21 protein-coding genes are annotated in these 26992 nt (G+C 69.2%); 11 read left to right on the top strand and 10 right to left on the bottom strand.

Features of this window, described 5'->3' with window-relative positions; all coding sequences use genetic code 11:
• Positions 1 to 80: 80 nt before the first annotated feature.
• Positions 81 to 533 (bottom strand): response regulator, encoded by a 453-nt coding sequence (locus tag HUA76_RS45865; protein ID WP_174463709.1) that lies wholly within the window; start codon positions 531 to 533, stop codon positions 81 to 83.
• A gap of 200 nt (positions 534 to 733) precedes the next feature.
• On the opposite strand from HUA76_RS45865, the gene HUA76_RS38575 reads away from it, so the two are divergent.
• Positions 734 to 1813, top strand: coding sequence for a hypothetical protein (locus tag HUA76_RS38575; protein ID WP_174463708.1), 1080 nt, complete (start codon positions 734 to 736; stop codon positions 1811 to 1813).
• A 67-nt stretch (positions 1814 to 1880) separates the two neighbouring features.
• Entirely contained in the window at positions 1881 to 2432 is a 552-nt protein-coding gene (locus tag HUA76_RS38570) for a glutathione peroxidase (protein WP_174463707.1), read from the top strand.
• 61 nt (positions 2433 to 2493) lie between these two features.
• Here HUA76_RS38570 and HUA76_RS38565 read toward each other — a convergent pair whose 3' ends face one another.
• The 4 genes from HUA76_RS38565 to HUA76_RS38550 form a co-directional block, all read right to left on the bottom strand.
• Positions 2494 to 2952: a DUF2267 domain-containing protein gene (locus tag HUA76_RS38565; RefSeq protein ID WP_141646807.1), complete on the bottom strand. Its 459-nt coding sequence runs from the start codon at positions 2950 to 2952 to the stop codon at positions 2494 to 2496.
• A gap of 166 nt (positions 2953 to 3118) precedes the next feature.
• The gene (locus HUA76_RS38560) at positions 3119 to 6253 is read right to left on the bottom strand and encodes an efflux RND transporter permease subunit (protein ID WP_174463706.1); all 3135 of its coding nucleotides are present in this window, start codon (positions 6251 to 6253) and stop codon (positions 3119 to 3121) included.
• Positions 6250 to 7461 (bottom strand): efflux RND transporter periplasmic adaptor subunit, encoded by a 1212-nt coding sequence (locus HUA76_RS38555; RefSeq protein WP_174458278.1) that lies wholly within the window; start codon positions 7459 to 7461, stop codon positions 6250 to 6252. Before HUA76_RS38555 ends, HUA76_RS38560 begins: the two co-directional genes overlap by 4 nt.
• Before the next feature lie 5 nt (positions 7462 to 7466).
• Positions 7467 to 8924 (bottom strand): TolC family protein, encoded by a 1458-nt coding sequence (locus tag HUA76_RS38550; RefSeq protein ID WP_174463705.1) that lies wholly within the window; start codon positions 8922 to 8924, stop codon positions 7467 to 7469.
• A gap of 133 nt (positions 8925 to 9057) precedes the next feature.
• Between HUA76_RS38550 and HUA76_RS38545 the strand changes: the two genes are divergently transcribed.
• From HUA76_RS38545 to HUA76_RS38520, 6 genes are read left to right on the top strand one after another with little or no spacing between them, the layout of a single operon-like run.
• Entirely contained in the window at positions 9058 to 11088 is a 2031-nt protein-coding gene (locus tag HUA76_RS38545) for a putative metal-binding motif-containing protein (RefSeq protein WP_174463704.1), read from the top strand.
• A 12-nt stretch (positions 11089 to 11100) separates the two neighbouring features.
• Entirely contained in the window at positions 11101 to 11799 is a 699-nt protein-coding gene (locus HUA76_RS38540; protein WP_174458276.1) for an ABC transporter ATP-binding protein, read from the top strand.
• Complete coding sequence (locus HUA76_RS38535; RefSeq protein ID WP_371823582.1) at positions 11796 to 12602, top strand: MlaE family ABC transporter permease; 807 nt, start codon at positions 11796 to 11798, stop codon at positions 12600 to 12602. Before HUA76_RS38540 ends, HUA76_RS38535 begins: the two co-directional genes overlap by 4 nt.
• Entirely contained in the window at positions 12599 to 13345 is a 747-nt protein-coding gene (locus HUA76_RS38530) for an ABC transporter permease (RefSeq protein WP_141646129.1), read from the top strand. The genes HUA76_RS38535 and HUA76_RS38530 overlap by 4 nt, the downstream gene beginning before the upstream one ends.
• Entirely contained in the window at positions 13342 to 14100 is a 759-nt protein-coding gene (locus HUA76_RS38525) for an ATP-binding cassette domain-containing protein (protein WP_141646128.1), read from the top strand. Before HUA76_RS38530 ends, HUA76_RS38525 begins: the two co-directional genes overlap by 4 nt.
• A complete protein-coding gene (locus tag HUA76_RS38520) occupies positions 14093 to 15103 on the top strand; it encodes an MCE family protein (protein WP_174458275.1) in 1011 nt (336 codons plus the stop codon). Before HUA76_RS38525 ends, HUA76_RS38520 begins: the two co-directional genes overlap by 8 nt.
• Before the next feature lie 31 nt (positions 15104 to 15134).
• On the opposite strand, the gene HUA76_RS38515 is transcribed toward HUA76_RS38520, so the two are convergent.
• From HUA76_RS38515 to HUA76_RS38505, 3 genes are all read right to left on the bottom strand, one after another.
• Positions 15135 to 15887 (bottom strand): dienelactone hydrolase family protein, encoded by a 753-nt coding sequence (locus tag HUA76_RS38515; RefSeq protein WP_174463703.1) that lies wholly within the window; start codon positions 15885 to 15887, stop codon positions 15135 to 15137.
• 111 nt (positions 15888 to 15998) lie between these two features.
• Positions 15999 to 17705, bottom strand: coding sequence for a glycoside hydrolase family 71/99-like protein (locus HUA76_RS38510; protein ID WP_174463702.1), 1707 nt, complete (start codon positions 17703 to 17705; stop codon positions 15999 to 16001).
• Between the two features lie 84 nt (positions 17706 to 17789).
• Positions 17790 to 18914 (bottom strand): hypothetical protein, encoded by a 1125-nt coding sequence (locus HUA76_RS38505; protein ID WP_174463701.1) that lies wholly within the window; start codon positions 18912 to 18914, stop codon positions 17790 to 17792.
• A 265-nt stretch (positions 18915 to 19179) separates the two neighbouring features.
• On the opposite strand from HUA76_RS38505, the gene HUA76_RS38500 reads away from it, so the two are divergent.
• Entirely contained in the window at positions 19180 to 21936 is a 2757-nt protein-coding gene (locus HUA76_RS38500) for a phosphatidylserine/phosphatidylglycerophosphate/cardiolipin synthase family protein (RefSeq protein ID WP_174463700.1), read from the top strand.
• Between the two features lie 15 nt (positions 21937 to 21951).
• Here the strand turns inward: HUA76_RS38500 and HUA76_RS38495 are convergent, their stop codons facing one another.
• Positions 21952 to 23406: a hypothetical protein gene (locus HUA76_RS38495; RefSeq protein WP_174463699.1), complete on the bottom strand. Its 1455-nt coding sequence runs from the start codon at positions 23404 to 23406 to the stop codon at positions 21952 to 21954.
• Between the two features lie 196 nt (positions 23407 to 23602).
• Between HUA76_RS38495 and HUA76_RS38490 the strand changes: the two genes are divergently transcribed.
• Together HUA76_RS38490 and HUA76_RS38485 are read left to right on the top strand one after the other, a co-directional pair.
• Positions 23603 to 24451: a metallophosphoesterase gene (locus tag HUA76_RS38490; protein WP_174463698.1), complete on the top strand. Its 849-nt coding sequence runs from the start codon at positions 23603 to 23605 to the stop codon at positions 24449 to 24451.
• Positions 24452 to 24579: 128 nt separating this feature from the next.
• Positions 24580 to 26298, top strand: a complete 1719-nt coding sequence (locus HUA76_RS38485) for a DEAD/DEAH box helicase (protein ID WP_174459292.1) — start codon at positions 24580 to 24582, stop codon at positions 26296 to 26298.
• A 6-nt stretch (positions 26299 to 26304) separates the two neighbouring features.
• On the opposite strand, the gene HUA76_RS38480 is transcribed toward HUA76_RS38485, so the two are convergent.
• Positions 26305 to 26985 (bottom strand): Fe2+-dependent dioxygenase, encoded by a 681-nt coding sequence (locus HUA76_RS38480; protein WP_174463697.1) that lies wholly within the window; start codon positions 26983 to 26985, stop codon positions 26305 to 26307.
• Positions 26986 to 26992 lie beyond the last annotated feature (7 nt).

Raw genomic sequence — 26992 nt, 5'->3', positions numbered from 1 at the left:
CATCATCCGCTTCACCATCTGCGCCTTGAATGCGTCTGTGTACGGCACTTCAACCGCCTGCACTCGCCCCCTTCGGGTGGTCAGCTCGGCAACTCAGCCGAGGCGACTTCTTCCCTGACACAGGGGGCAGGCTCCGTCGCGGGCGCCGTGCTCGTGCGGCGCAAGAGCGCCCGCAGCCGCGCCAGGAGCACGCGGGGGCTGACTGGCTTCGGCAGGTAGTCGTCGGCGCCGCTCTCCAGCCCCACGACTTCGTCCACCTCTGCGCCCCTCCCCGTCAGCATGAGGATGGGGCCCGGATAGGCCCCCCGAAGCTCCCGGCAGACGGTGAAGCCATCCTTGCCGGGGAGCATCACATCGAGCACCACCAGGTCGGGCCGCGCGGCGAGAATCCGTGGCACCGCCCGGTCACCGCTGACCTCACACTCCGCGGTGAAGCCATGCATCCGCAGGTAGTCGGCGACCATCGCCGTGAGCTGCGTATCGTCATCCACGATGAAGACACGCGGGGTCGACGTCTGACTTTTCAGTTCCATGAGGGTGCCCGTGCCAGGAATGCGTCCCCTGAAGCATACCCCTTCCGTTGCATCCGTTGGCGAGCGAGCCGCTTCGTCTCTCATTGTATCGCTTCGTATCAGTGGGCGGGCTGCCTCATGGCGCATGTCATCGTTCAGCGCATCCACAGGAGGATGCCGTGTCTGAGAAAGCCAGCCTTGAGTCCCCACGAATCGGTCCCATGAAGCCACTCCCCGCTCCGGAGCTCATCCCCACCACCGACACACTCATCTATGGAGAGACCCTTTATCTTCAAGTGGGCGGCGCGAAGGACCGGTGGCTCACCGGCGGCCGCAGCGACGGCAACAAGCGGGTGTACACCCGCGATGGCGAGGGCGGCGACCTGGAGTCCAGCTACCGGTGGACCCTGATGAAGACCCGCGACACCGTGGGCAGCGGCCCCCTGCGCTACGGCGACATCGTCTATCTCAAGGTGGGCGGCGACAAGCCCCGCTGGCTGACGGGAGGACGCAGCGAGGGCCAGAGAGAGGTCTCCACGCTCGACGGTGAGGGCGGCGACATGGAGTCGAGCTACCAGTGGACGGTGATGCAGAGTCGCACGGCGGTGGGAAGCGGCGAGGTCAAACGAGGCCGGGCGGTCTACTTGAAGGTGGGCGGCGCGAAGGACCGGTGGCTCACCGGCGGCCGGAGCGACGACAACATCCAGGTGCTCACCCTGGACGGAGAGGGAGGCAAGACCGAGGAGACCTACCAGTGGACCTCCTCCCCGGTGAACTACTCGCGCGTGTTCGCCGTCTTCGCCGAGGACTCGCCAGACACGAAGACGCTGGAGCCCGGAATGAACACCCGAGTGTTCACCCGCGTGGAGGCGTGTTCGCCCGACCGCTCCATCCGGCTGGACCTGAGGACCGGGGTCATCACGGTTCCCCCCGGGACGTACGACATCTCCGGCTACTCGAGCGTCGTCTACCTCACCGGCCAGGAGGCGGACGGAATGGTGACGAACAAGTCACCCACCGCGAACGGTGGCTACTGCCGGCTGCGCCTCGCTGGGGGCGACTCGGAGACCATCCCGAATGACGATCCCCGGGTGCTCGTCGTCGGCAGCATCTGCACGGCCAACGCGATTCCCAGCATGGTGAGCACCTGGTTCTCCACCACCGTGGAGGCCCGGCTCATCCTGGAGCACCAGAGTGGAGATTCGGCGGAGCGAATCGTCCAGCGGCACAAGTCGACGACCGCACAGGGCGTCAGCTCCACCTGGCACTACTTCGCGCGACCCAGCGTCACCCGCGTATAGGCGGGGCGACACATCTCACGGCGGCGATTGACGGGCGCGGGGCCAAAGTAAGAGGCTCTGCGCCCATATGAGCCAGAACCTCTACGACATCCCGCTGAAGTCCATCGACGGCGCCGCCCTGACGCTGGGCCAGTTCAAGGGCAAGGTGCTGTTGGTGGTGAACGTCGCATCCAAGTGCGGCCTCACCCCGCAGTACGAGGGCCTGGAGAAGCTCTACGAGAACAAGCACGCCCAGGGGCTGGAGGTGCTCGGCTTTCCCGCGAACAACTTCCTGGGCCAGGAGCCGGGCACCGAGGCGGAGATCAAGGACTTCTGCGACCTGACTTACTCCGTGAAGTTTCCCCTCTTCTCGAAGATCTCCGTCGTGGGCGAGAACAAGCACCCGCTGTACCGCGAGCTGACGAGCGCGGTCCCCGACGCCACGGGCGAAGGGCCGATGCGCCAGAAGCTCAAGGGCTACGGCATCGACGCGAATCCGATTCCGGAAGTGCAGTGGAACTTCGAGAAGTTCCTCATTGGCCGCGATGGTCGCGTCGCCGCGCGCTTCGCCCCGGACGTGACGGCGGAGGACCCGCGCCTGGTCCAGGCCATCGACGCGGCGCTCGCCAGGCCTGCCTGAAGGCCGTGAGCCGCGCCGGGCTTCCTGGAGACGGGAAGCCCGGTACCGGCGACGCCGCTGGCTACACCGGCCGGCGGAAGCTGTCCGCGAGGTCCGCCGGGAGCTGGGAGGCCACCGCGGACACCTCGTCCTCGGGGATGCGGTCTCTCACCGCGGTGAACACCACCTTCATCACCCGGTCCGCCTGGTCCACCGGAATCTTCAGGTGGTCCGCCACGTCGGAGATGAACTCGTCGCGGTGCATGCGTCGCGCATGCGACGGGCCCCGGAGGATGGTGCACTCCCCGACGATGTCGCCGATGTCGGGGCCCAGCGCGCGCATCAGCTTCACGTCCTCGCCGTCGGACAGGCGGCGCGCCAGCGTGCAAAGCACCGCGTGCGCCGCGTCTCGCGCGTCCACCTTGTTGACGCTGACCTCGCGGCTGTTGCCGATTTCGTCGAGGAACGCCTGGAGGTCCAGCGACTCGTCGCGCTCCTTCACCGGGGTGATGGAGGGAGGAAGCTCGGTCTCGTGCGCCATGGGGTCATCTCCTTGCTCGCCGTGGACTCGCCTGCCCATCCACCGACGTACCCTTGACGATGTCCACGGTGCGCGCGTGCTTCAGCCAGACGCCGTGACGGCGCCTGCCCCCTCGCCAGCGCCTGGGTGAAAGAGGCTCGCGGGGTGAAGCCGCGAGCCCCTGACCTCAGCCGTGCGCCGCCGGGCGAGGCTCCTCGCCCCCGGGCCGCGCCTGTGCCGTGGGACCGCCGACCTCGTCATCCGGACGCTTGCCCCGCCACGTGGCCAGCCGCGTCTTCATGCGGTCGGCGACCACGTAGAAGGCCGGCACCACGACGAGGCTGAGCACCGTGGAGACGGAGAGGCCGCCCAGCACGGCGATGGACATGGGCGCGCGCGTCTCGCTGCCCGCGCCCAGCGCCAGCGCCGCCGGCACCGCCGCCATCATCGTCGCCGTGGACGTCATGAGAATCGGCCGCAGACGCACGGGGCCGGCGCGCAGCATCGACTCCACCGCGTCCAACCCCAGCTCCCGCTGCTGGAGCGCGTAGTCCACCAGGATGATGGAGTTCTTCTTCACGATGCCCATCAGCAGCAACAAGCCAATCATGCTGAAGATGTTCAGCGTGCTGCCCGTGCCCAGCAGCGCGAAGGCCGCGCCGGCCACCGACAGCGGGAGAATCGTGAGCACCGTGACGGGGTGCAGGAACGAGTTGAACTGCGCTCCCAGCACCATGTACGCGACGCCAATCCCCAGGAAGAGCGCGAAGAACAGGCTGCTCATCGAGTCGCGGAACGCCACGCTCGCGCCGCCCGGCACCACGCGCACGCCTCCAGGCAGGTCCTTCGCGAGCCGCTCCACCGTGGCCAGCGCCTCTTCCTGACTGGAGCCCGGCGCCACGTTGGCGAAGATGCTGATGGCGCGCTCTCGGTCCCTGCGGGTGATGGCCTGCAGCGCCGGCCGCTCCTCCTGCGTCACCAGCGACGACAGGGGGACGAGCGCACCACTCGCCGTGCGCACCTTGAGCATCGCCAGGTCTTCCGGCCTGGAGCGCTGCCCGGCCAACAGGCGCATGCGCACGTCGATGCGCCGACCTCCGGTGCTGTACTTGCCTACGCGAACGCCGCCGACCAGCGCGTTGATGGTCGTCGCCACCGCTTGAATCGGCACGCCCAGGTCCGCCGCGCGCGCCCGGTCCGGGGTGATGCGCAGCTCCGGCATGCCCAGCTGGTAGTCGGTGTCCACGTCCACCACCTTGCCGCTCGCCTGGACCTTCTCGCGCATCTCCTGGCTCGCCTTGACCAGCTGGTCCCAGTCCGAGCCGCGCACGCTGAACTCCACCGGGAACCCGCGCTGCGCGGTGAAGCCCGCCTGCGACAGGTCCTGCACCACGGCGCGCAGACCCGGGTAGCTGTTGAGCTCCTTGCGGAGGATCTGCTGGAACTCCGCCTGCGGCATGCGCTCGTCGGGTGGCTTCAGCGTCAGCATCATGAAGCCTCCGTTCGCGCTGGTGTTGCCACCGCCTCCGCCCACCACCGCGAAGACGCTGAGCACCTCCGGGCGCGACGAGGCGAAGGCCTCCGCCCGCTGGAAGATTTTATTCGACTCCTCCAGGCTGCTGCCCACCGCCGTCTGCAGGCGGACCATCAACCGGCTCTGGTCCTGCGACGGGACGAACTCGCCCGGCAGCGCGCGGAACGCGAACACGCTGGCGGCCAGAATCACCACCGCCCCGCCCAGCACCCGCCAGGGCCGCTTCAGCCCCCAGCCCAGCACCCGCCCATACGCGTGCTCCAGCTTGCTGAAGCCCTTGTCCACCCACACGCCCATCTTGCTGCGCCCCTCGCGGGACGTCTTCAAGAGCTGCGCGCAGCGCGCCGGCGCCAGGGTGATGGCCTCCACGTACGACAGCAGCACCGCCACGCAGAGCGTGACGCCGAACTGGAGGAAGAACCGGCCGATGATGCCCTTCATGAACACGACGGGCAGGAAGATGGCGATGACGGCCATCGTCGCCGCCAGCGCGGCGAAGGTGATCTCCGCGGTGCCCTCGCGCGCGGCGCGCACCCGGTCCTTCCCCTCCTCCGCGTGCCGGAAGATGTTCTCCAACACCATGATGGCGTCGTCCACGACGATGCCTACCGCCAATGCCAGACCCAGCAGCGTGAAGGTGTTGAGCGTGAAGCCCAGGAAGTAGATGACGGCCACCGTCCCCAACAGCGACATGGGAATGGCCAGCACCACGTTCATCGTGCTCGACAGCGAGCCCAGGAAGACCCAGCACACGAACGCGGTGAGGATGCAGGCCAGCAGCAGCTCGAACTCGATTTCGTGGACGCTCTCCTCGATGAACTGCGTCGAGTCGAAGCGCACCGCCACGTCCATCCCCTCCGGGGCCTCCTTCTGGATGCGCGCCAGTTCCGCGCGCACGCCCTGCGCCACCGACACCGCGTTGGCCCCGCGCTGCTTCTTGATGCCCAGGCCCTGCGCGGGGATGCCATTCACCCGCGCCATGCGCCGGATGTCCTCGAAGCCGTCCTCCACCAACGCCACATCGTGCAGGTACACCGGCTGGCCGCCCTGCTCCCGGATGACGATGTTGCGCAGCGTCTCCAGGTCCAGCGCCTCGCCCAGCACGCGCACGTTGACTTCGCGGCCCGACGTCTCGATGCGACCCGCCGGCAGCTCCACGTGCTCCCGCTGGAGCGCGGCGGTGATGTCCATCACCGTGAGGCCGAGCGAGTCCAGCTTGCCGGAGTCCACCCAGATGCGGACGTTGCGCTCCAGCGAGCCGCCAATCTGGACTTCACCCACGCCCGGCACCGTCTGGAGCTTCTCCTTCACGCGGTAGCGCGCGAAGTCACTCACCACCTGCTGCGAGAAGGGCCCGGACACACCCACCTGGATGATGGGCTGGTCCTCCGGGTTCGTCTTGGTGACGATGGGCGGGTCGATGTCCTCGGGGAGCTGGCGCTGCGCCTGGCTCACCTTCGTCTGCACGTCCGCGAGCGCCGTGTCGACGTTGCGCGACAGGTCCAGCTCCACCGTGATGTTGGCGCCGCCCTGCCGGGCGTTGGAGGTGATGCTGGTGACGCCTTCCACCTGCGTCACCGCCTCCTCGATGGCCTCGATGACGTCGCTCTCCACCGCTTCCGGGTTGGCGCCCTCCCACGTCACGCTGATATTGATGGTGGGGAAGTCGACGTCCGGGAACTGGCTGATGCCGATGCGCTGCGACGCCACCACGCCGAAGACGATGGTCGCCGCCATGATCATCCAGGCGAGGACCGGCTTCTTGATGCAGGCTTCCGTCAGGCTCATCGCCCAGCTCCCTCGCCGCCGCCGGCGTCTTCGATGCGAGGCTCGGCCGTCAGCGCGGGCTTCTTCTCCTCGGCCACGCGCACCACCACGCCGTCGCGCAGGGCCTCGCCGCCGCGCACCACCAGTCGCTCCCCCGCCTTGAGGCCCTCACGGACCTCCACCCGGCCGTCCGCCGTGCGCATGCCCAGTTCCAGGATGCGCTCGCGGGCCTTGTCACCCTCCACCACGAACGCCATGAAGCCGCGCTCGCTGGCCCGCACCGCCGTCTGCGGCACCACCGGGCTGCCACCGCGCGTCTCCACCGGCACCGCGACGGAGGCGAACACGCCCGGGCGCAGCCGGTGCGCGTCCTCGGCGGACACCTCGGCCGTCACCGGCACCATGCGGCTGGCCTCGTCGGCGGCCTCCGCCACGTGGGTGATCTTCGCCATGTACGAGCCGCCCTCCGAGCGCACCGAGAACCGCGCAGGCAGGCCCGGCTTCAGCCGCGACACGTCCGCCTCGGGCACCGTGAAGCGCAAGAGCAGCGGGTCCTTGCGCAGGAGCGTCGCCATCACGATGCCGGGCTGCACGTACTGGCCCGTCTGCACGGTGCGAGTCTGGAGCACGCCGTCCATGGGCGCGCGCACGTATGCGTCGCGCTGGTTGAGCTGGGCCTGGTCCAACGCCGCCCGCGCCGAGGCGACATCCGCCTCCGCCGTGCGCGCTCGCGCCTGGAAGGTGTCCAGTTGCTCGGCGGGCAACAGGCCCGGGCTGGCCTCATTGACGGCGGTGCGACGGGCGGCGCCGGACTGAGCCTCCGCCAGCGAGGCGCGCGCCTTGGCGAACGAGGCCTCGGCCGCGCGCACGGCGATGGCGTAGCGCGCGGGCTCGATCTCCGCGAGCACGTCGCCCTTCTTCACCGTCTGCCCCTCCATGAAGAGGACGCGCTCCACGGCGCCGGGCACCCGCGCGGTGATCTGCACCCGCTCGAAGGCCTCCACGGAGCCCACCGCGTTGACGACGTACTCGACGTCGCGGGCCTCCACGGGGGCGACCTCGACGGGGAACTGGATGGGCCCACGGCCACCCGGACCTCCGCCGCCGGGACGACCGCCCGCCTTCCCGGCCGGGGCCGCTTCCGCGCCCTTCGACGCCTCCGCGTCCTTTTTGCATGCACCCATGGCCAGCATGGCCACGGCCAGCGTCAGCGTTCCTGCGCGTCGCATCGCCTTCACGGTTCCTTCCCCAGGGGATCGAGTCCGACTGCCGCCCTCAGGCCCAGCAGGGCCACGCCCAGCGCATACCGGCTGCGCGCCAGGGCCACCTCCGCCTCGAACAACCGGAGGGAGGCATCCGCCAATGTCAACGCCGTGGACAATCCCTGGCGGTAGAGAATGCCCTGCTCCTCCGCGTTCTGCCGCGCCGCGCGGGTCGCCAGCTCGCTCTGGGTGAGCGCCGCCCGCGCGTTCTCCAGGGCCACGCGGGCCCGCTGGATGTCCACGTCCACGCGCCGCGTGCCCGCCTGCTGCTCCAGCTCCGCCGCGCGCGCCAGGGCCACCCGCTCACGGCGCTCCGCGTAGCGCTCACCGCCATCGAAGAGGTTCCAGACGAGGTCGGCCGACAGGAAGCCATCACCGGTGCGGCCCGTCAGGCCGCCTTCATTGGTGAGCCGGTACGTCGCGGCCACGCCCAGCGAGGGCAGCAGTCGCGCCAGCGGCTCCAGCGCATTCGCCTCCAGCGACTCCACCCGCAGACGCGAGGCGAGGATGTCCGGGCGGCGCTCCACCGCGCCAGGGATGATGGAGTCGTGGGTCGCGAGCGGCCGGGCCGCGTCGTCGAGCAGGGTCTGCGGCATGACGAGCGCGCCCTCCACCGACTCCACCAGCAGATAGCCGAGCTCCAGGCGGCTCGTCTGCGCCAGGTTGCGAGCGCTGATGAGCTCCACCTCCGCGGTGGCGACCTCGACCTCGGCGCGCGTTACGTCGTTGGTGCTCGCGAGCCCCCCCTTCGCCCGGGCCGACGCGTCCGCGTGCGACTGCTTCGCGAAGGCGATGCGCTGCTCGGCGGCCTGGAAGACCTGCTGCTCCTGGAGGGTGATGAGGAAGGCGTTGGCGGCATCGAACGAAATCTGACGTCGGGCCTCCACGGCCTCCAGCCCCGCCGCCTCGCCGTCCAGGCGCGCGGCCCGGTACAGCGGGAAGCCGCGCGCGTCGAAGACCGTGACGCGGGCGACGATGTTGGCGCCGAAGGCGTTGTAGCGCTGGAGGACGACCTGCTGCCCGCCCACCTCGCGAGTCGACTGGTTGGAGCGGCGCGTATACGTGCCCGTCGCCGTCAGCTCGGGGAAGAAGAACGCACGGGCGCGCGACAGGCGGGCGTCGGCGGCGGTGGCGCGCTGCTGGGCCGCGAGCGCGGACTCGTTGCGCTCGGCCGCCATCGACACCGCTCGCTCCAGCGTCAGCGGCGCGCTGTCCGCGGGAGGACTCGCGGGCGCCGCCGTGCCTGGCGCGACGGGTGCGGATTCCGCAGCGGGCCGTGCGGAATTCGCAGCCTCGGGTGCGGAATCCGCAGCGCCGCGCGAGGGAGTGGGTGCCACGGGTGCATCGCTCTGGGCCGCCTGGGACTCGGCTGGAGACAAGGCCAGCCAGGCACAGAGGGGCGCGAAGAGGGCGGTTCGAACAGGGGACATGAGCGAGGAGGCGGGGCTCGGGCCAGATGGGTGACGGGGTGGCGCGCGCTGGGGCCCGACGAGCGAAAGGATGCACCCTGCGACGGGGGCTTCTGGACGATGGCCAGCGCGGCGGTCTATGGGGGAGTTCCGGATGTCCTTGGGTTCTACGGCGGTACGTCACGACAGCGGGCGCCGCGACGCGGCGGGGAATGCACGGGCGATGCGTTTATTCCAGGTGGGTGTACTGCTGCTGACACTTGCGTTGTCGGGTTGCAAGACGGAGACCCCCGCCAGCGCGCCCGCGCTGAGGGTCTTCATCACGTATGCGACCTTCCGGCCAAAGTGCCTGACGCTCACGGTGGTGGACGTGCACGACGCGTCGCACACCGCATCGGGCGCGGTGCCGGTAGACGAGGAGCGCCTCAGCGACACGCGCCTCGGCGTCATCCAGGATCATCCGGGCTGGAGTCGTGACCTGCGAGTGACCGCCGTGGCTCACGAGGGCTCGTGTGCCGGGCCCGTCATCGCGAGCCAGTCCGCGGAGGCCCGGTTTCCGACCCGGGATGTCACCGACCTGGGCCTGGACCTGCGCGCGGAGGACCTGGACGGCGATGGGGCCTTCGCCGCGAAGCCGCCCTACCCCGGCACGGACTGCGACGACACGGACCCGGCCATCCACCCCGGGGCCACCGAACTGTGCGACGGTGTCGACAACAACTGTGTTGCAGGAGAGGACGACGCCCCGCGCGAGACTCCGTTCTGGCCGGACGCGGACGCGGATGGCTATGGCGATGACGGGGGCCCGCGGGTCCTTGCCTGCATCACACCCACGGGCTTCACGACGCGCGGTGGGGACTGTGACGACACGGCCGGCGACATCCACCCCGGGCAGGCGGAGTTTCGTTGCGACGGCAGGGACGACAACTGCGACGGCGTGGCGGACAGCGATGGGTTCTCCGTGGGCATGGCGTGCACGACGCCGCTGGGCTGCTCCGGGGTGCTGGCCTGCGCGGGGCCCTCCGCCTCCGCGTGCGCCAGCAGCGAGCAGCCGGTGGCCTACTTCGCGGACGACGACGGAGATGGAGAGGCCGGACAGTGGGTGGGGCCCGGCTGTGTGCCGCCCGAGCCGGGCGCGACGCGGGAGGACACCGACTGTGACGAGGGCTCCGCCCTGGCGCGACAGGGCCTCACCGAACAGTGTGACCGCCTGGACAACGACTGCAATGACCAGACGGATGACGGGGTGACGGGCTGTGCCTCGACGGCGTGGGATGTGCGGGAGGAGCTGGGTGACCCGAGCGCGCGATTCGATGCGGTGGCCGTGTATTCGAGGGGACACGGCTGGCTTTCGGGAGCGGCGAGCCGTGTGCTTCACGTGGAAGACGACGCCGTCACGCCCGTGACGAACTGTGAGGGCGAGTGGAAGTCGGCGTGGGCCGCGAGCAATGGCCGCGTCTTCCTGGGCTCCCGCGCGGGTCGGTTCGCGACGCTGAGGCCCGGTGAAGAGGCCGAGCCGTGCGAGAGCGTCTCCAGTGGCCATGCCGGCGCCATCAACGGCCTGGTCGGCTTCGAGAGCCCTACGGACAACATCGTCACCCTGTATGCCGTCACCAGTCAGGGCCGCGTCCTGCGCTGGCGCTACGACGACGGAGGCGCGACGCAGGAGCAGCCCACGGTCCTCACGGAGGTGGCCTCCAACCTGAGGGCCATTCATGGCCTGGATGAAACGACGCTGCTCGCGGTGGGCGCGGAGACGGTGGAGGGACAGCCCCGCCCCGTGGCCTTTCGTGCGCCTACGAGCGGGACGACGTGGACGAAGGAAGAGCTGGGTTTGTCGGATGCCACCGGCTTCCTGAACGATGTCCGGGTCCTGACGCCTCGGCTGGCGTATGTGGTGGGCGACGGCGCGCTGCTGTTGGAGCGCTCGCGAGACACCTGGACGCGACTGCCGTCACTGACGGTGACGGGCGGGGTCACGCCTGATCTCCGGGCCCTGGTGGCCTTCGGCCGCACCGCCCTCTACGCGGTGTCCTCGGAGGTGAACGACGTCCACTTCTTCAACGGGTCGACCTGGAGCACCGCCACGCAGTCGCCGGCGACGCTGAATGCGCTGGGTGGCTCGGGGCCCGGGGACGTGTGGGCCACGGGGCACCGCGGCACCCTGCTGCGCTGGACGCCGTGAGAGAGCGAGCCCATGGACCTGCGCGCTGAAGCCCTGACAGTGAGGCACGGCGCGCGGACGGTCCTCTCGGACGTGCGCTGTGCGCTGCCACCGGGGACCCAGGCGCTGCTGCTGGGGCGCTCTGGCGCGGGGAAGACGACGCTGCTGAAGTCGCTGGCGGGCCTGGTCCCCGCGTTTCGCGGGCAGGTGCTGTGGGATGGGCAGGACGTGGCGCGGCTGTCCTCCGCCGCGCGACGTGAGCGGCAGGCATCCTTCGGCATGGTGTTCCAGACGGACGCGCTGTTCGACTCGATGACGGTGCGGCAGAACGTGTTGCTTCCGCTCGTCCGGCGACATGTGCCGGAGCGCGAGGCCGAGGCGCGCGCGGACGAGGTGCTTCGCGCGGTGGGCTTGCAGGACGCGGCCGACACGCTACCGGAGCGACTGTCCGGTGGAATGAAGAAGCGCGCGGGCATCGGGCGGGCGCTGGCGGCGCGGCCCTCCGTGCTGCTCGCGGATGACCCCTTCGCGGGCCTGGACCCGGGGACGGCCCGGCAGGTGGCGCGGGTGCTGTTGGAGGTCTCCCGGGGCGGCACGTTGATTGTCGCCGCGCCCGAGGCGCCGCTGGACCTTCCCCTGCCCCGCTGGCTGTATCTCCGAGGTGGGCGGTTGGTGTACGACGGGCCTCCCGCGCCGGAGCTGGAGCGCGAACAGGACGAGGTGCTCCCGTGAGCCCACCGCCGCGCGTCGAGAGCCCCGGGCTGAAGACGGTGCGCGGCGCGGGGAGCCTGGGCCTGGAAGTGGTGCGAGGCACCGGAGCACTGGCGCTGGTGGCGGCGCGCACGGTGCTCGGACTCCCGCGACTGGAGCGGCGCGAGCTGGCACGGGCGCTGGTGCAGTTCGGGTACGACTCCCTGCCCCTCGCGCTGGCCACGGCGGCGCTCGCGGGCGTCATCGTCGTGTTGCAGTCGGGGCTCTACATCCAGCGGTTCGGCGCGCGAGCGTTCCTCGGGTGGGCCGCGGGCTACGGAGTGCTGTGGGAGTTCGGTCCGCTGCTGCTGGGGCTCATCATGTCCGCGCGGATTGGAGCGAGGAACGCGGCGGAGCTGGCCACCATGCAGGTGGGTGGGCAGATAGAGGGCCTGCGCGGAATCGGCCTGGACCCCTTCGCCATCCTCGTGGCTCCGCGCGTGGTGGCGATGGAATTGAGCATGCTCGCGATGAGCACCTTCACGTTCCTGGTCGCCATCCTCTTCGAGTCCGTGGCGGCGCTCTTCACGCTGGGCCTGCCGCTGCGAATCTTCTTCGGGACGTTCGCGCAGATGCTCAGTCCGCTCGACATCCTGGGAGGTGTGGTGAAGACGGGCGCCTTCGGCCTGGCCATCTCGCTGGTGTCCACCACGGTGGGGCTGTCGGCGCGCGGGGGCGCCCAGGCGGTGGGACGCGCGGCGGCGAGCGCGGTGGTGCAAGGGTGCGCCGCCATCTTCGTCATCGACTTCGTGCTCACACTGGTCCTCGCGGGGTGGATGGCATGAACCGGGTGCTGTCGTTCTTCGGAGCCCCGGTGGTGCTCTTCGCGCGCACGGTGCGGGCTGGGGCTCGCGAGGGCGTGTCCTGGCGCGAGTGCGCGGTGCAGCTCCACGAGTTGGGGGGGCGCAGCGTGTGGCTGGTGATGTCGGGCATGGCCTTCTTCGGCGCGGTGCTGGTGACCATCGCCAACAGCCAGGCGCGGCGGTTCGTGGGCAACGTGGCGGTGCTCGGACCGGCGTACTTCGAGCTGCTGATTCGAGAGCTGGGGCCGGTGGTGTCCGCGCTGCTGACGGCGTCGCGCGCGGGGGCGGGCCATGCGGCGGAGCTGTCCACCATGAGCGTGAACGAGCAGGTGGAGGCGCTGGAGATGTCCGCGGGGGACCCGTATGCGGACCTGGTGGCGCCGCGCGTGGTGGCGGGGCTCCTGGGCGTTCCGCTGTTGAGCACCTTGGGGACGGTGGCCGCGACGCTGTCGGCGGCGCTGGTGGCAAGCCTCGTCTTCGGCGTGGACGGTCGGGCCTTCATGGACCCCCGGTATGTGGATGGCTGGGATTTGCTGGCGGCGGGCATGAAGGCCGTGGCGTGTGGGCTGTACATTCCCCTGGCGGCGGCGGTGGCGGGGCTGCGAGCCCGGGGTGGCGCGGAGGCGGTGGGAGAAGCCACGACGCAGGGCGTGGTGGCCGCGAGCCTGGGGTGTCTGTTGATTGACTTTGGTGTCTCCCTCGCATTCCAACTGCTACGCCTGTGAGCGCGAACGACTCCCCCACCCGCACCGAGGACACGCTGCGCTTCACGGACGTGCGCGTCGCGTTCGAGGGAGGTCGGCGCGTGCTGGACGGCGTGACGGCGGAGGTGTCGACGCGCGAGCTGACGTTCATCGCGGGGGCGAGCGGCTCGGGCAAGAGCGTGTTGTGTCGGATGGCGGTGGGCTTGTTGCAACCGGACTCCGGCAGCGTGGAGCTGTGGGGCGAGCGGGTGGACACGCAGCCGGAGCGGGAGCTGGTCCGGCTGCGGCGCCGCGCGCCCTATCTGGTGCAAGGCCCTGCCCTGCTCGACTGGCGGACCCTCCGTGAGAACGTGCGGCTGGCGGACCCGAAGGCCCCGGAGGACGCGGTGGAGTCGGCGCTGGCGCAGGTGGGGCTCTTGGAGTGGGCGGACCGGTTGCCGCCGGAGCTGGGGCCTGGGGCGAAGAAGCGCGCCGCCATCGCGAGGGCGCTGGTGTTGAAGCCGCGCTATCTCTTGCTGGACGAGCCGACCACCGGGTTGGACCGGCGAGCGGCCACGCAGGTGGAAGAGGTCATCGCGTCGCTGAAGACGCGGGGACTGGGAGGGCTGGTGGTGACACACGACTATCGACAGCTCAAGGGGCTGGCGGACCAGGTGTTGGTGGTGGCGGGAGGTCGGTGTGCGTACCTGGGGCCGCCGGAGGGCTTCCTGGAGTCCTCCGCGCCCGAGCTGCGGGTGTTGACGGCGCCGTTCATGGAGGGTGCGACGGATGGATGAGCGACGGTTGGAATTGAAGGTGGGCGCCCTGGTGCTGGCGGCGGTGGTGGGCGTGCTGGTGTTGCTGTGGTTGATGGGTGAGCTCAGCCTCGGGTCGTCCACGGTGCTCCCGGTGGACTTCGGGCACACGGGCAACGTGGTGGAGGGCGCGCCGGTGAAGCTGGGCGGCGTCCAGGTGGGCCGGGTGCAGGCGATTCGACTGCAGCCGGAGCGCAGGGATTCGAGCGGACAGCCCTTGCCCGTGCGCATGGAGCTGGCGGTGACACCGGAGTCGCTGGCGGCGCTGCGCTCGGATGCGCGGGTGACGGTGGCCTCGGTGGGCCTGCTGGGCGAGCCCTATCTGGAATTGAATCCAGGAACCCAGCCGGGAGGCAGGCCCGAGGGCGAGGCCTTGCGGGGAACGGATGCACCGCGTCTGGATTTGCTGGCGGAGCATCTCTCGAAGTTCGTGGAGACGATGTCTGGGATGCTGGAGAAGGACCCGGAGGCGGTGACGGGGTTGGTGACCAACATCTCGCGGCTTTCCAAGACGCTGGATGAGCTGCTGACGGAGAACAAGGGCGACGTGAAGGTGCTGGCCTCGGAGCTGGCGGCGGCGTCGAAGGACTTGAGGCAGCTGGCTCAGCTCGCGAGGGAGTCACTCCAGCCGGGGGGCAAGGCGGCACGGCTGCTGGACGACGCGGCGGCCTCGGCGGCGGTGCTGCGCAGCGAGCTGCCGGGACTGACGAAGTCCGCGGGGACGACGCTGGATGGACTGGCGGCCGTCACGGGCGAGCTGGGCCCGGAGGATGGGAAGCGCGTGAAACTGGCCTTGGAGAAGCTCACGGCCGCCGTGGGGCAATTGGACAGCATCGCGGCCCGGGCGGACCGCGTGCTGGCGAGGATAGAGGCTGGAGAAGGCACCGCTGGCGCCGTCCTCAAGGACCCGACGCTCTACAACGAACTGCGCACCCTGGTGACGGACCTGCGCAAGCATCCGTGGAAGATGCTGTGGAAGGATTAGCGGACGCCAACCACGAGCCTCCGACAACCGCTCAGAGCGAGTGGCTCAACATCCACGTGTAGATGTCATGACCCGCTGAACCGTTGTAGGTCCGGGACCACGAGTCGTGTCCCACGCCCTGATACAGCGTGAGCTGGGCGGGCGGGCTCGCCGCCGGATTGCAGACGTTGTTCAGCTTGTTCACCGGGTCGATGGATCCCCACTGAGACACCGTCCCATCCGCCGTGCCATGGAAGGCCCATACCGGCACGTTCCACATGTTGCAGATGGGAATCCCGTTGCCGTTCCCCGCGATGGGCACAATCGCCGCGAGCTTCTGCGGGAAGGCCACCGCGTAGGACCAGGTGACGATGGCCCCCGCCGAGAGCCCCGTCAGATAGATGCGGTTCGGGTCGACTCGATAAAGCGTCTTCGCGAACTCGAGGATGGCGTCAATCTCATTGTCGCCCCACCAGGCATTGAACCGCTGCGGCGAGATGAGGATGAACGGGAAGTGCCGGCCGTTCCGGATGAGCCGAGGCGGCGCGGTGACCGCCATCAGCTTCTCCAAGCCCGCCACCGAGGCCGTTCCATCCCCCTCCTGCCCCTGGCCCCCCAGGAAGATCACCAGCGGATAGCTCGCCCCGGCATTGTCGTCATAGCCCTGCGGCAGGTACTCCCAGTAGCCGTAGCTGATGCCCGGCACCGTCGCCTGGGGTCGCGCGAGGATCTGCCCCTGCGCGGCCAACGCGCCCTGCGCGAAGAACAGGACACAGCCCAACAAGATGCGCTGCGATATCGACATGGCAACTCCTCCTCAACCTTCTTGGGGGAGTCGATACTTTAGCCACCGAGTTGCGCAACATCCAGCTATTTCTCGACTTGCATACTGTGCCAATAAGCCAAGTTTCGCGCCCTACTGCCTGCGCAGCTCGATGGAATCCATGTGGATGAAGTTGGCGCCGTTCATCGCCGGGGCCTGGGTGTGGAAGCCCAGCTCCAGCGTGCCTCCGGCAACGGAGATGCTCGGCGTCTCCACCCGCGTCCAGGAGCCATACGTCCCCAGCGAGGTGAAGACCGGCTCGCAGGAGACACACGTCTTCGCCTGGAGGCGCGCGAGCCCGAAGTCACCACCCTTTCGCACCCACGCACTCACTTTGTAGCTCCCGGATGGAAGGCCGGTGATGACCTGGTACGTCCACGCCTCGAACGCCGCCGTGCCCCAGTGGGTCAGGTGATAGGCCCCGGTCTGAGCCCCGTTGTACGTCTCGCTGAAGGCCGCCCACTCCGTGCCATTGGGAGACCACGTGGACCAGCCCGTCATGCCCGACTCGAAGCTGGGATTGGTGAGCGGAACCGTCGTGGGCGTGGAGCCACCGTTGAGGATGGCCTCCGCCTGGGCGACCTGGAGCGCGACGAGGTGCTGGAAGGCCTGGTCCAGTTCAGCCTGCCTCGCCGCGTTGCCGGCGTGCTGCTTGCGCTGCTGGTAGAGCGTGTGAATGAGCTCCAGCTCTCGCTGCGAATAGGGCACGCCCAGCCGCTGTTGGAGCGTGGTGAGGAAGCCGTAGCCGAATTCACGCGTTGGTTCGAGCATGGTGCCTTCGCCATAGTCGTTCCACGTCGCGAGCTGGATATGGCCGACACTGCTCCCGAGGGCCGCGTCCAGCGTCTGTTGGAACGAGCCCAGCCCGTTGTGGGGAATGCTCCAGGTGGGGCCATCCCAGCCGCCCGAGCTGTAGAACGTGTGGAAGCCCGGGTAGGCCACGCCCATCTTCAGGCCCAGGGGACGGTTGGCGTAGAAGTGATTCAGCCCCGCCATGAAGTCCGAGTAGATCCACGCGTACTCGCCGCTCGCGTTGGCGCCCGCCTCCTGGGACTCGTACCAGAGCGTGAGGAACGCCGACTTGGGTGACAGCGAGGCGAAGAGGTTCGTCCAGTCCGACGGCGTCTGGAATGTCTGCGGACCGAAGTCGAGCAGCAGCGGTGCGTTGTTCACCCGGATGTAGTTGCCCTGGGGGAAGTAGTGGTCCCTCAGGTAGCCCAGGTCCGCCCGCCCCGCAGCGAGCTTGTCGGTGATGATGCCCGCGTTCGCCGCGAGCTGGATGTTGTGGTCCTCATAGACGATGGCGAAGTCCAGGCCCACCGCCGCGGTGCGGGCGATGAGGGCCTCGGAGTTCTGCTTGTTCTTCGGATAGTCCCAGGCATTCACTGTGCCGGGCCAGTCGATGAGGACGCCGTCCACACCGGCGTACTTCATCAGCAGCAACTGGTACTCGATGACGTCCTTGTCCCCGGAGGCATAGGCGCCAATCAGCGGGTAGTAGTGCGCGGCAATCTGCCGCCGGCCGGAGCCATCCACGTTGTTGGGGTTCTGGTTCGCCATCGTCCAGTGGATGCCCCAGGACCCATTGCCGGATGAGGCCTGGGTCTCGAACCACGGCATCAAGTGGGCGTAGACCTTCTTGCCCACCGACTTCGGCACACGCACGGGCGCCAGGGCGGATACGGCCGAGGACTGCTCAATCCCTGACGATTGGATTTCCTCTGACTGCGTATCATTGCAGCCCGCCAGGACCAGGGCGACCAAGGCCACGCCAAGACCCAACCACTGACATCGCTTCATGGACAGACTCCGGGGTGACGCGGGGGAGGCGGCACCCTACTGTCCTTGCTGTGTGGCCTTTCAAGCCCCTTGTCACTCTGGCGTTCAGGGCCCGTTGGTGTCCCTGTCCCTCAGCACGGCATAAGACGGTCGGATGCGGCCGGCGGTGTCATACCCCAGGGGACTTCCATCCCAGGGCTCTGGCGCGATGATGCCCCGGTCCTGCATGGCGCAGTTGGCCGCCGTCGAGCACTGGTTCGCGGAGTTGTAATAGTAGATGCGGGTGATTCGCCCGCTCAGGTTCGGCAGCCGCAGGATGAACTTCGTGGTGTCTCGTTGGGACACGTCACCGAACACCTGCCCATCCGCGTTCCGGTAGAACGCTCCCACCTCCGTCAGCCAGATGTGCCCCACGTCCCAGCTCGCATCCAGCCCCCCGAGCCAGTTCACGAACGTCCGCGTCGTGCAGCCCTGGTCTCCCGGTACGCAGTGCGCACCGCTCGCCTGATAGCGATTGGCATCATGGTGCGGATGGATGCTCCACAGCTTGGGCCGGTGGCTCCGCAGGAAGATGCGATAGCGATCCCAGTACGGGTCGTTCGGCGTCGCGTCGAACTCCCCCGCCGCCACCGTGCAGTCCGGACAGATGCTCACGACGAGCCGGTAATAGAACGCCGCCCTCAACGGCCCACAGTTCTCCAGGTCCTCACTGGCACACGTGGGCTGATCCAACGGGACTCCGCTCTGCAGGACGGAGTTCGGGAAGTTCGGCTCGTTCCAGGCTCCCACCAGGGTGATGGCCGGGTATGTCGCGTGGAATGACTCGAAGGCCGCGCGGAACTCCACGTCCGTGGGCGCCAGGTACTTCCCATTCGCCGCCTTGCGCAGATCGCTCGGTCCGAGCGTCACGTAGGGCTCCACGGCCTTCGCCGCAGTCGCCTGCAGCCACGCCTCGAACTTCAGTCTCCGGGCGTCGTTCGCGGGCCGCTGTGCCACGTCATAGGGCACGACGACTCGCGCCCGCTTCACGTTGAGCCCGTCCCAGGCCGGATGGGTGAACGTCTCCGCATCCGAATCCGAGATGCCCACCGCGAAGTCCACCAATGAGCGAGGGACTGTCCCCTCTTCCCCATGGACCTCCTTCTCGAACACCCCGTCTCCACAGCCCATGACACTCGCCACGACGAGCGCCATCAACTGACGCCTCTTGCAACGCGATGGAATGGCCATGAACCCGAAGACTAACAAATCCCCACGCAAATCACAGACTCGTTGCCTCAGGCAATCAGTTCCAATTCACCTGCAATTTCATACGGCGAGTTCCAGGAAAGCGCGGCATCGGGAGTTCGAAGCCCGGCCCCGCTCCAAAACCTCGACGCCCTCCATCGAAGGGCGCCACCACGGCTCAATCCCGGCATAATGGTTCCTCGGTCGACCGCTGGAGCCGTGAGTCGGTGAAGGCGGGCGACAGGCTGTCCTGGGAACCGCGCGCGCCATGTTCCGTCGTCTAGTGGTCGTCTTCGATGCCGGCTCGGAGTCCGAGGCGGTGCTCCACGCGGTTCGACGGCTGAGCGCCGCGCCCGAGGCCGTCTATCTGTACGGCCTGGTCCCCGAGCGCAGCGAGCTGGAGGCCCCTCCTCCCGCGAGCCTCACCGTCCTGGACCGGCTTCGACACGCCCTGCACGCTTGGAGCCCCACACTCCAGGTCAGTGGCGCACTCGAAACCCACCTCGATACCGGCTCACTCATCGAGGCCGCCACGAAGCACGGCGCCGAGCTCGTCGTCCTCGGTCCCCACCTCGACACGTCCCCTCGTGCCCGGGTCAGCGCCATGCTCACGCTCTCGCTGCGCGAGCACGTCCCCGTGCTCAACATCGGGAAGGCCCCCGCCACCGCGCCCAGGGCCCCGTCACGCATGGCCGTGGCCATCGCTCCAGATGGACGGGGACTCGGCTCGGTGGCGACCTTTCTCTCCCGCTGCGCCCTGCCCTCCGAGCTCATCGCCCTCACCACCGGCTCGGCGCCCGAGCAGACCTCGCACCTCCAGGCCCTTTCGCGCGCCCTGGGCATCACGCAGACGCTCCACGTCGAATCCCTCACCGAGAACCCCGCCGACAGCCGCGTGGAGGCGTTCGACGTCGCGGCGCTCCGCTCCGGCGCGGACCTCCTGGTCATCCCCGCCGACGCATTGGCCGACATGGAAGCCCTGGTGCTTGGGATGTTGGGCGCCAGGGCCCTCCAGGAGGCTCGCGTCCCCACGCTGCTCCTGCCTCGCACGCAGACGGCGTCCGTGTTGTTCGAGGACCATTACGCCGTCTCCGACTCCGTGGCCGTCCCTGGATTGGCGCCCCGCTTCTCCGTCGAGCGCGTCGGCTTCATGTCGAGCATCTCCGTCCCCGAAGCGGGCCCACTGTCCGTGTTCGAGGGCGGAACCACCCTGGGAACCACTCGACACGAAGGCGGCACCGCGGCGCTCACGGCGTCCTGGTTCGACCACGTTCGCGGACTCCACCCGCTCGCGTTCTCCTTCTCCGGCGCCTCCGCCCCCAGGAACCTCTCCCCTTGCTACGTGCTCGGGCCCGAGAAGCCCCTGCTCCTCGTGGACAGCCAGCTCGACGAGGACGCGCTCGAAGCGGTGCGTGCCCTGGCGATGGACCGTCACCACCTCGTCTTCGTCAGACTGCGCGACACCGACTCCCTCGACGAACAACGCGAGCACCTCCGCGAGCTGCTGCCTGACACCCCCTGGCCCCTGCTGCTCGATGCCAGCGCATGGCTCGACGACGCTCGCGCGGACGATGTGCCCCAACAGGTCGACGGACAGCGCCTCCTGCGCGTGGCCACCCGTCTCGCCGCCGCGGGCGTCGCCATCTCCGCCGTCGTCACTCGCGACGCGCACAAGCCGCTCCATCCGTATCTGCGCACGCTGAGCCCCGAGGAGTGTCTGGCGCTGCCCCGGGCAACCTCCCTGGCGCCCCTCTCCATCCCCGACGCACCAAACACCTGGTCACGAGAGCTGGCACTGGCGGGCTGCAGTCCCCTCCTGGAGGGACACCACATCGACTTCGAGCTCGACAACGGGCTGGCTCGCGAGTCCGTGCTCGAGGCCATCGACTCGGCCCGAAGCACCATCCATTGGCAGTGCTACATCGTCGAGGACGACGCCGTCACCGCCCGCATCACGGATGCACTGAAGCGAGCCGCCTCACGCGGTGTCCACGTGCGGTTCCTCGCGGACGCGCTCTACAGCGGCCATGACTCCTTCGGCGCCCTCAACCCCGCCCTCGTGACGCTGTCCGAGACACCGCACGTCGAGGTGCGCGCCATCGCGCCATTGGTCGGCGTGCCCAGCCTCTCCGAGCTCAAGCAACGCAACCACCGCAAGCTCACCGTCATCGACTCCGAGCGAGCCTTCGTCTCGGGCCGGAATCTCGGCGCGCCCTACTACACGGGCTTCGATGAAGTGGGCCTGCGACGGACCTCGCACTATCGCGACATCCCCTGGCTCGACTGTGGCGCGCGACTGGAAGGGCCCCTGGTCAGCGTCCTCGAAGGCGCGTTCCTGTCCGAGTGGACCCGCGCGGGCGGCGAGCCCTACGCCTATCCCCCCACGCAATCCGTGGGGACGATGGCGGCCCGGGTCGTCCTCCATGAAGGACTCAGGGACACCCACACGCTCGACACACAGCTCGCGCTCATCCGCCACGCGCGCTCACGGCTCGTGCTGGTGAACACCTTCCCGCTGCTGCTCGAACTCCAGAACGCGCTCATCGCCGCCGTGCGCCGGGGCGTCCGCGTGGAGGTGCTGTTCGGCAGCGTCCGGCCGCACTACGGCTCCGCGCGGACGTACTTCCCGGGTGGAGCGCTGCGCGAGGTGGCGGACCGCTACGTCCGCAGTCGACTGGACGCGGTCATCGAGGCGGGCGGCATCGCCTACGAATGGGCGCTGCCCGCCATGCCGGAGTGGGAGCCGGAGCTGGAGCAGCTCTTCCCCCACGTCCACGCCAAGCTGATGGTCTGCGACACCAGCGCCGTCGCCATCGGCAGCGCCAACCTGGACGTCACCGCCGCCTACTGGGAGAGCGAGGCGCTCCTCATCGTGGAGGACGCGCCCTTCGCCGAGCGCCTGCTCACCGCCCTGAACGGGCTCTTCGCCACGTCGCGCAGAATCGACCGCGAGGACCGGAGCTGGCGCGACGAAGTCGAACAGCGCGCCTGGGTCGGCCGGAACTGGCCCTCGCTCGTCGGCTGAGCCACGCCGGCCCGACTACCCGGTCCGCGCGATGCGGTCGGGCGCGTCCGGATGCCTCGGGTCGCGGTCCAGCTCCTTCCCCTTCTCCTCGGGGCGGGTGTGCATGCTGTTGAGCCGGCTGAGGAACTCGTCCTTCGGCATGCGCTCGGTGCGGCCCCAGGGGTTGGTGTACTCGACGTACTCCTCGCCGGTCTTCGGGTCCACGCCCGTGCCCGTCACCACCACCTGGTGGCCTCCTGAACCCCACGTCATTCCCACCGCCACCGATTCTCCAGCGGCCGTGCGCTCCTGGATGAGCTCCCACGCCGCCGCTTCCTCCTCGGCCCCGCCAATCCCCTTCACGGTGTCGACCTTCCGGTCGAACACCGCCTCCGCGAGCCGATCAAACTCGTCCGCGTACAGGCCGCTGTGCGTCTTCTTCCCGTCTTCGTAGTGGGCGTCCGTCTTGTCCTGGTAGTCCTTGTCGCCGTTCGCCACTTCCATGAACGCCGGCGCAAGCAGCTCCTGGCTCTCCGAGCGGACGTCTTCTCCGCCCTTCGCCTCGGCCCCCAGCGCCTCGCGCTTCATCACCGTCTCGCCGTCCGCCAGCGTCACCTCGCCGGAGCTGCTCGCCAGTCCCGCGACGAGGCGCACGTACTCCGCCGGGTTCTCCATGAGGAGCTGGATGGTCGCCGCGGTGGCCGCGCAGGTGCCCTTGTTGCGCTGGTTGACGGACTCGGGCGTCGCCAGCTCCTGCACCACGTCCGACAGCAGCGCGCCGCGATCAATCCCCTCGCCCAGCTCCTGCGTCTGCAGCGTGTGGAGCTGGTCCAGCAGATCTCCTTCGCCGCCCAGCGCCTCTTCACCCGGCAGCTTGCCCTCCAAGAGCAGCTTCTGGAGCGCGAGCGTCGCCACCGGGTCGCCCGCGGGCTCCACCGCCATCAGCCCATCGCGCACCTCCTGATACTGCTGGCGCTCCTCGGGAGAGAGGTTCTCCAGCGCCTCCTGCTCCAGGGCCGCGTTGGCCTCCACCTCGGCCACGGCCGCCTGATGGCGCGGCGACGCCGGGTCCGTGTCCGCCGCGTCGTTCACGTCCTTGGCGTCGCGGGTGATGTTGGCGCCCTGCGCGGTCTCGCTCAGCTTCAGGAAGTTCGCGCCACCCAGCAGGCGGTCCGCGTTGGCCAGCGCGTCCTCGCGCGTGCGGGGCTGGGCTTCACCCTCGCTGAAGCTCCGGAGGCTGTTCGACTGCGAGCGGATCTTCTGAACGTCGAGGTCGTTGTAGACATCGCGACGCGTGGGCCCCGGAACGAACTCATCCGGGTTGATGGCCACCGCGGCACGCTCCACGCCCTTCTGCGTCGGGCGGGAGAAGCTGTCCTGCGACGTCACCGCGGGCTTGCGGACTTCCGGCTTCGGCTGGGCCGCGGCGACCGACGTGTCACTTTGCGAGGCACGGGTGGGCGTGCCTCCACTGGAGGAAATGCGCGTCATGGGGAGATCTCCGGGGGTTTGGATTGCGGCCAGGCCCGAGGGGCAACTCAGCCGCGACTGCTTTGTATGGATTATCTCCACACTCCCAGGGAAGTTGCGAAGCCCGGACAACTACTCTCTGTCCCGGTCAGACCCCTGGGCCCGCCCCCGTCGCTGCGCCACCCGACGCCAGGACGCGTCATGCTGAGAGGCGACCATGGCCCCCCGTCCCGACGACTTCTACTTCGCAGCCGTGGGCGACGTGCACGGACGGATGAACCGGATGGTGTCCTTCCTCCAGTCCTGGACGAAGAACGCGCACCGGGAGCTGGCCTTCGTGCTCCAGGTCGGAGACTTCGAGCCCCACCGCGACGACGCGGACCTGGCGACCATGGCCGCCCCCGCGCGCTACAAGCACCTGGGCGACTTCGGGGACTACCACCAGAATCGCCGCCGCTTCCCCTGGCCCGTCTACTTCATCGGCGGCAACCACGAGCCGCACGGCCACCTGGACGCGACCCCCGAGGGCGCGCTGATCGCCACCAATTGCCGGTACGTGGGCCGCGTGGGCGTCGTCGAACCCAGGGGGCTGCGCGTCGTCGGCGTCTCCGGCATTCATGACGAAGGGGGCTTCCAGAAGCCGCATCCGCCCCTGTCCCTGCTCGGCAGCGTGTCCCCCAAGGACTTCACCTGCTTCAACGAAGAGGACATCGACCGCGCCCTGGGACTCGAACGGGCGGATGTCCTCCTCGTGCATGACTGGCCCTCCGGAATCATCGCCACCGAGGACCGCGAGGACTTCGCGCACCAGCGTCGCAGCCCCAGCGCCGAGGCCGTGGGCAATGACTACGCGCGGCTCGTGGCCGAAGCACTCCAGCCCTCGCTCGTGCTCTGTGGACATCTGCACAAGCGCTACCGGGGCACCCTCGCCCACGCCTCCGGCCGGGTCTCCCAGGTGTGCTGTCTCGCCAGCGTGGACCAGGGGGCGGACGCCTTCGCCGTCTTCCACGCCACCCCGACAGGGCTCCAGGAAGTCACCGGGCTGGGGGTCCCCGAGCAGGGCTGAAGCCCCCGCTGAGGCTGTCGACTCTCAGGCCGTCCACCCACCAGCGCCCACCAGGGACGCGATAGATGTGGGACAGAAGGGCGATTCTTAAAGCCACGAGGGAGGAAGCCGGTGGTACAAGCCCCGGCGTGACTTCCGCACCGCCGTCTTCGCCCCCCGTCGCCTCCTTCGAATCCCTGGGCCTCAAGCCCCAGCTCGTGGAGGCGCTCAGTGCCCTCGGATACGAGGAGCCCACGCCCATTCAGCAGGCCGCCCTCCCCCCGCTGCTCGCAGGGAAGGACCTGCTCGGTATCGCCGCCACCGGCACTGGCAAGACGGCGGCCTTCGCCCTCCCCCTCCTCCACCACCTGAACCCGGGTGAGGCGGGCCCCCACAACACCTCCGCCCTGGTGCTCGTCCCCACGCGCGAGCTGGCCATGCAGGTGTCCGAGGCCATCCACCGCTACGGCCAGAAGCTGGGCGCCACCGTCCTGCCGCTCTACGGCGGCCAGGTCATCGGCCAGCAGCTGCGCGTGCTTAAGCGCGGCGTGGATGTCGTCGTCGCCACCCCCGGCCGCGCCCTGGACCACCTGCGCCGAGGCACCCTCCAGCTCGAGAACGTCCGCACCGTCGTACTCGACGAGGCCGACGAGATGCTCGACATGGGCTTCGCCGACGACCTGGAGGCCATCCTCTCCGGGACGCCCGAGAACCGGCAGACCGCCCTCTTCTCCGCCACCCTGCCCCCGCGCATCGCCAGCATCGCCGAGCGCCACCTCCACCAGCCGGTGCGCGTGCGCATCGCCAAGGAGAAGGTGGAGCCGGGTGAGCTGCCCCGCATCCGGCAGACCGCGTACGTCGTCCCGCGCTCGTTCAAGATCGCCGCGCTGGGCCGGCTGCTCGACGTGGAATCCCCCACCGCCGCCATCATCTTCTGCCGCACCCGCACGGAGGTGGACGACCTCACCGTCTCCCTCAACGGCCGGGGCTGGCGCGCGCACGCGCTCCACGGCGGCATGACGCAGGAGCAGCGAGATCGCGTCATCAAGCAGCTGAAGTCGCACGGCACGGACCTGCTCGTCGCCACGGACGTCGCGGCGCGCGGCCTGGACATCCCCCGCCTGTCCCACGTGGTGAACTTCGACGTGCCCAACGCCCCGGAGGCGTACGTGCACCGCATCGGCCGCACGGGCCGCGCGGGTCGCGAGGGCGTGGCCATCACCCTCGTCGAGGCCCGCGAGAGCCGGCTGCTGCGCAACATCGAGAAGGTCACCGGTCAGCGAATCACCGTGTCCACCATCCCCACCGTGGCGGACCTCCGGGCCCGTCGCCAGGAGCTGATGCGCGCCACGCTGCGCGAGACGCTGGTGGCCGGCGGACTGGAGTCGCTGCGGAGCATCGTGGAGGACCTGGCCGGCGAGTTCGAGCCGCTCGACATCGCCGCGGCGGCCGTGAAGCTGCTCCAGGACTCGCAGGACGAAGGCCGCGCGAAGGAAGAGGAAGAGATTCCCGCGGTCTCGCCGGCGACGGAGCGGCCGGCTCGGTCCAGTGGCCCCTCGTCGGGACCGGGCGGGCGTCCCGTCCGCTCGGAGCGAGGCGGCCCGAAGCGTCCGGCGGGCCCTCCGTCCTGGGACACCACCCGGCTGTGGATTGGCGCGGGCCGTGTGGCGGGCATGCGTCCCGCCGACCTGGTGGGCGCCATCGCCGGTGAAGCGGGCCTGGACTCGTCGCGCATCGGCGCCATTCAGATCGCCGACGGCTTCTCGCTCGTGGAAGTCCCCGAGCCGGATGCCAACCGCGTCATCGCCGCGCTGAAGGCGGCGACCATCCGCGGTCGCAAGGTCGTGGTCCGCAAGGACCGGACCTGAGGTGACTCAGGGCTCCGCCCACTGGCGGAGCAGGTTGTGGTACACGCCCGTCAGCATGACCAGTGAGGGGCTCTTGGGCACCTCCTGGTGGAGCTGCATGATGGCGGTGTCCATATCGAACAGCAGGGCGCGCCGGGACACGTCGCGCACCATGCTCTGCACCCAGAAGAACGAAGCGAGCCGCGCCCCCCTCGTCACCGGGGTGACGTGGTGCAGGCTCGTCGACGGGTAGATGATGAGGTCCCCCGCGGGCAGCTTCACCGCGTGGTGGCCGTACGTGTCTTCCACCACCAACTCTCCACCGTCATAGCGGTCCGGCTCGGAGAGGAAGAGCGTCGCGGATACGTCGGTGCGCACGCGCTGCCCCGTCCCCGGAACAGGGCGGATGGCGCCGTCCACGTGCGAGCCGAAGGACATGCTCGTGTCGTAGCGGTTGAACAGCGGGGGAAACACGCGCTGCGGAAGCACGGCGGAGATGAAGAGCGGACTGCGCTCCAGCCCCGCCAGGACGAGTTCCCCCAGCTCCCGCGCGGCGGCGCCGCCTTCGGGGAGCTGGAGGTTCTTCTTCACCTGGGCGGACTGGTGGCCGGCCGTGACTTTGCCGTCCGTCCAGTCCGCCTGCTCCATCACCGCGCGGCAACGGGCCACCTCGGGCGCGGTCAGGACATTGGGAATGTGCAACATCATGACCGCG

This window comes from Myxococcus sp. CA056 (assembly GCF_013336715.1).
GTDB classification, from domain to species: Bacteria; Myxococcota; Myxococcia; order Myxococcales; family Myxococcaceae; genus Myxococcus; species Myxococcus llanfairpwllgwyngyllgogerychwyrndrobwllllantysiliogogogochensis.
The sequence above is the reverse complement of the archived record's forward strand: the minus strand, read 5'-3'. Positions and strand labels throughout refer to the sequence as shown.

Bases quoted from the DNA above. Each gene is read 5' to 3' on its own strand.
- HUA76_RS38560 (WP_174463706.1), bottom strand. From the start codon at position 6,253: ATGAGCCTGACGGAAGCCTGCATCAAGAAGCCGGTCCTCGCCTGGATG.
- HUA76_RS38530 (WP_141646129.1), top strand. From the start codon at position 12,599: ATGAACCGGGTGCTGTCGTTCTTCGGAGCCCCGGTGGTGCTCTTCGCG.
- HUA76_RS38490 (WP_174463698.1), top strand. From the start codon at position 23,603: ATGGCCCCCCGTCCCGACGACTTCTACTTCGCAGCCGTGGGCGACGTG.
- HUA76_RS38570 (WP_174463707.1), top strand. From the start codon at position 1,881: ATGAGCCAGAACCTCTACGACATCCCGCTGAAGTCCATCGACGGCGCC.
- HUA76_RS38545 (WP_174463704.1), top strand. From the start codon at position 9,058: ATGTCCTTGGGTTCTACGGCGGTACGTCACGACAGCGGGCGCCGCGAC.
- HUA76_RS38510 (WP_174463702.1), bottom strand. From the start codon at position 17,705: ATGAAGCGATGTCAGTGGTTGGGTCTTGGCGTGGCCTTGGTCGCCCTG.
- HUA76_RS38500 (WP_174463700.1), top strand. From the start codon at position 19,180: ATGTTCCGTCGTCTAGTGGTCGTCTTCGATGCCGGCTCGGAGTCCGAG.
- HUA76_RS38520 (WP_174458275.1), top strand. From the start codon at position 14,093: ATGGATGAGCGACGGTTGGAATTGAAGGTGGGCGCCCTGGTGCTGGCG.
- HUA76_RS38550 (WP_174463705.1), bottom strand. From the start codon at position 8,924: ATGTCCCCTGTTCGAACCGCCCTCTTCGCGCCCCTCTGTGCCTGGCTG.
- HUA76_RS45865 (WP_174463709.1), bottom strand. From the start codon at position 533: ATGGAACTGAAAAGTCAGACGTCGACCCCGCGTGTCTTCATCGTGGAT.
- HUA76_RS38540 (WP_174458276.1), top strand. From the start codon at position 11,101: ATGGACCTGCGCGCTGAAGCCCTGACAGTGAGGCACGGCGCGCGGACG.
- HUA76_RS38575 (WP_174463708.1), top strand. From the start codon at position 734: ATGAAGCCACTCCCCGCTCCGGAGCTCATCCCCACCACCGACACACTC.
- HUA76_RS38505 (WP_174463701.1), bottom strand. From the start codon at position 18,914: ATGGCCATTCCATCGCGTTGCAAGAGGCGTCAGTTGATGGCGCTCGTC.
- HUA76_RS38480 (WP_174463697.1), bottom strand. From the start codon at position 26,985: ATGATGTTGCACATTCCCAATGTCCTGACCGCGCCCGAGGTGGCCCGT.
- HUA76_RS38515 (WP_174463703.1), bottom strand. From the start codon at position 15,887: ATGTCGATATCGCAGCGCATCTTGTTGGGCTGTGTCCTGTTCTTCGCG.
- HUA76_RS38565 (WP_141646807.1), bottom strand. From the start codon at position 2,952: ATGGCGCACGAGACCGAGCTTCCTCCCTCCATCACCCCGGTGAAGGAG.
- HUA76_RS38495 (WP_174463699.1), bottom strand. From the start codon at position 23,406: ATGACGCGCATTTCCTCCAGTGGAGGCACGCCCACCCGTGCCTCGCAA.
- HUA76_RS38555 (WP_174458278.1), bottom strand. From the start codon at position 7,461: ATGCGACGCGCAGGAACGCTGACGCTGGCCGTGGCCATGCTGGCCATG.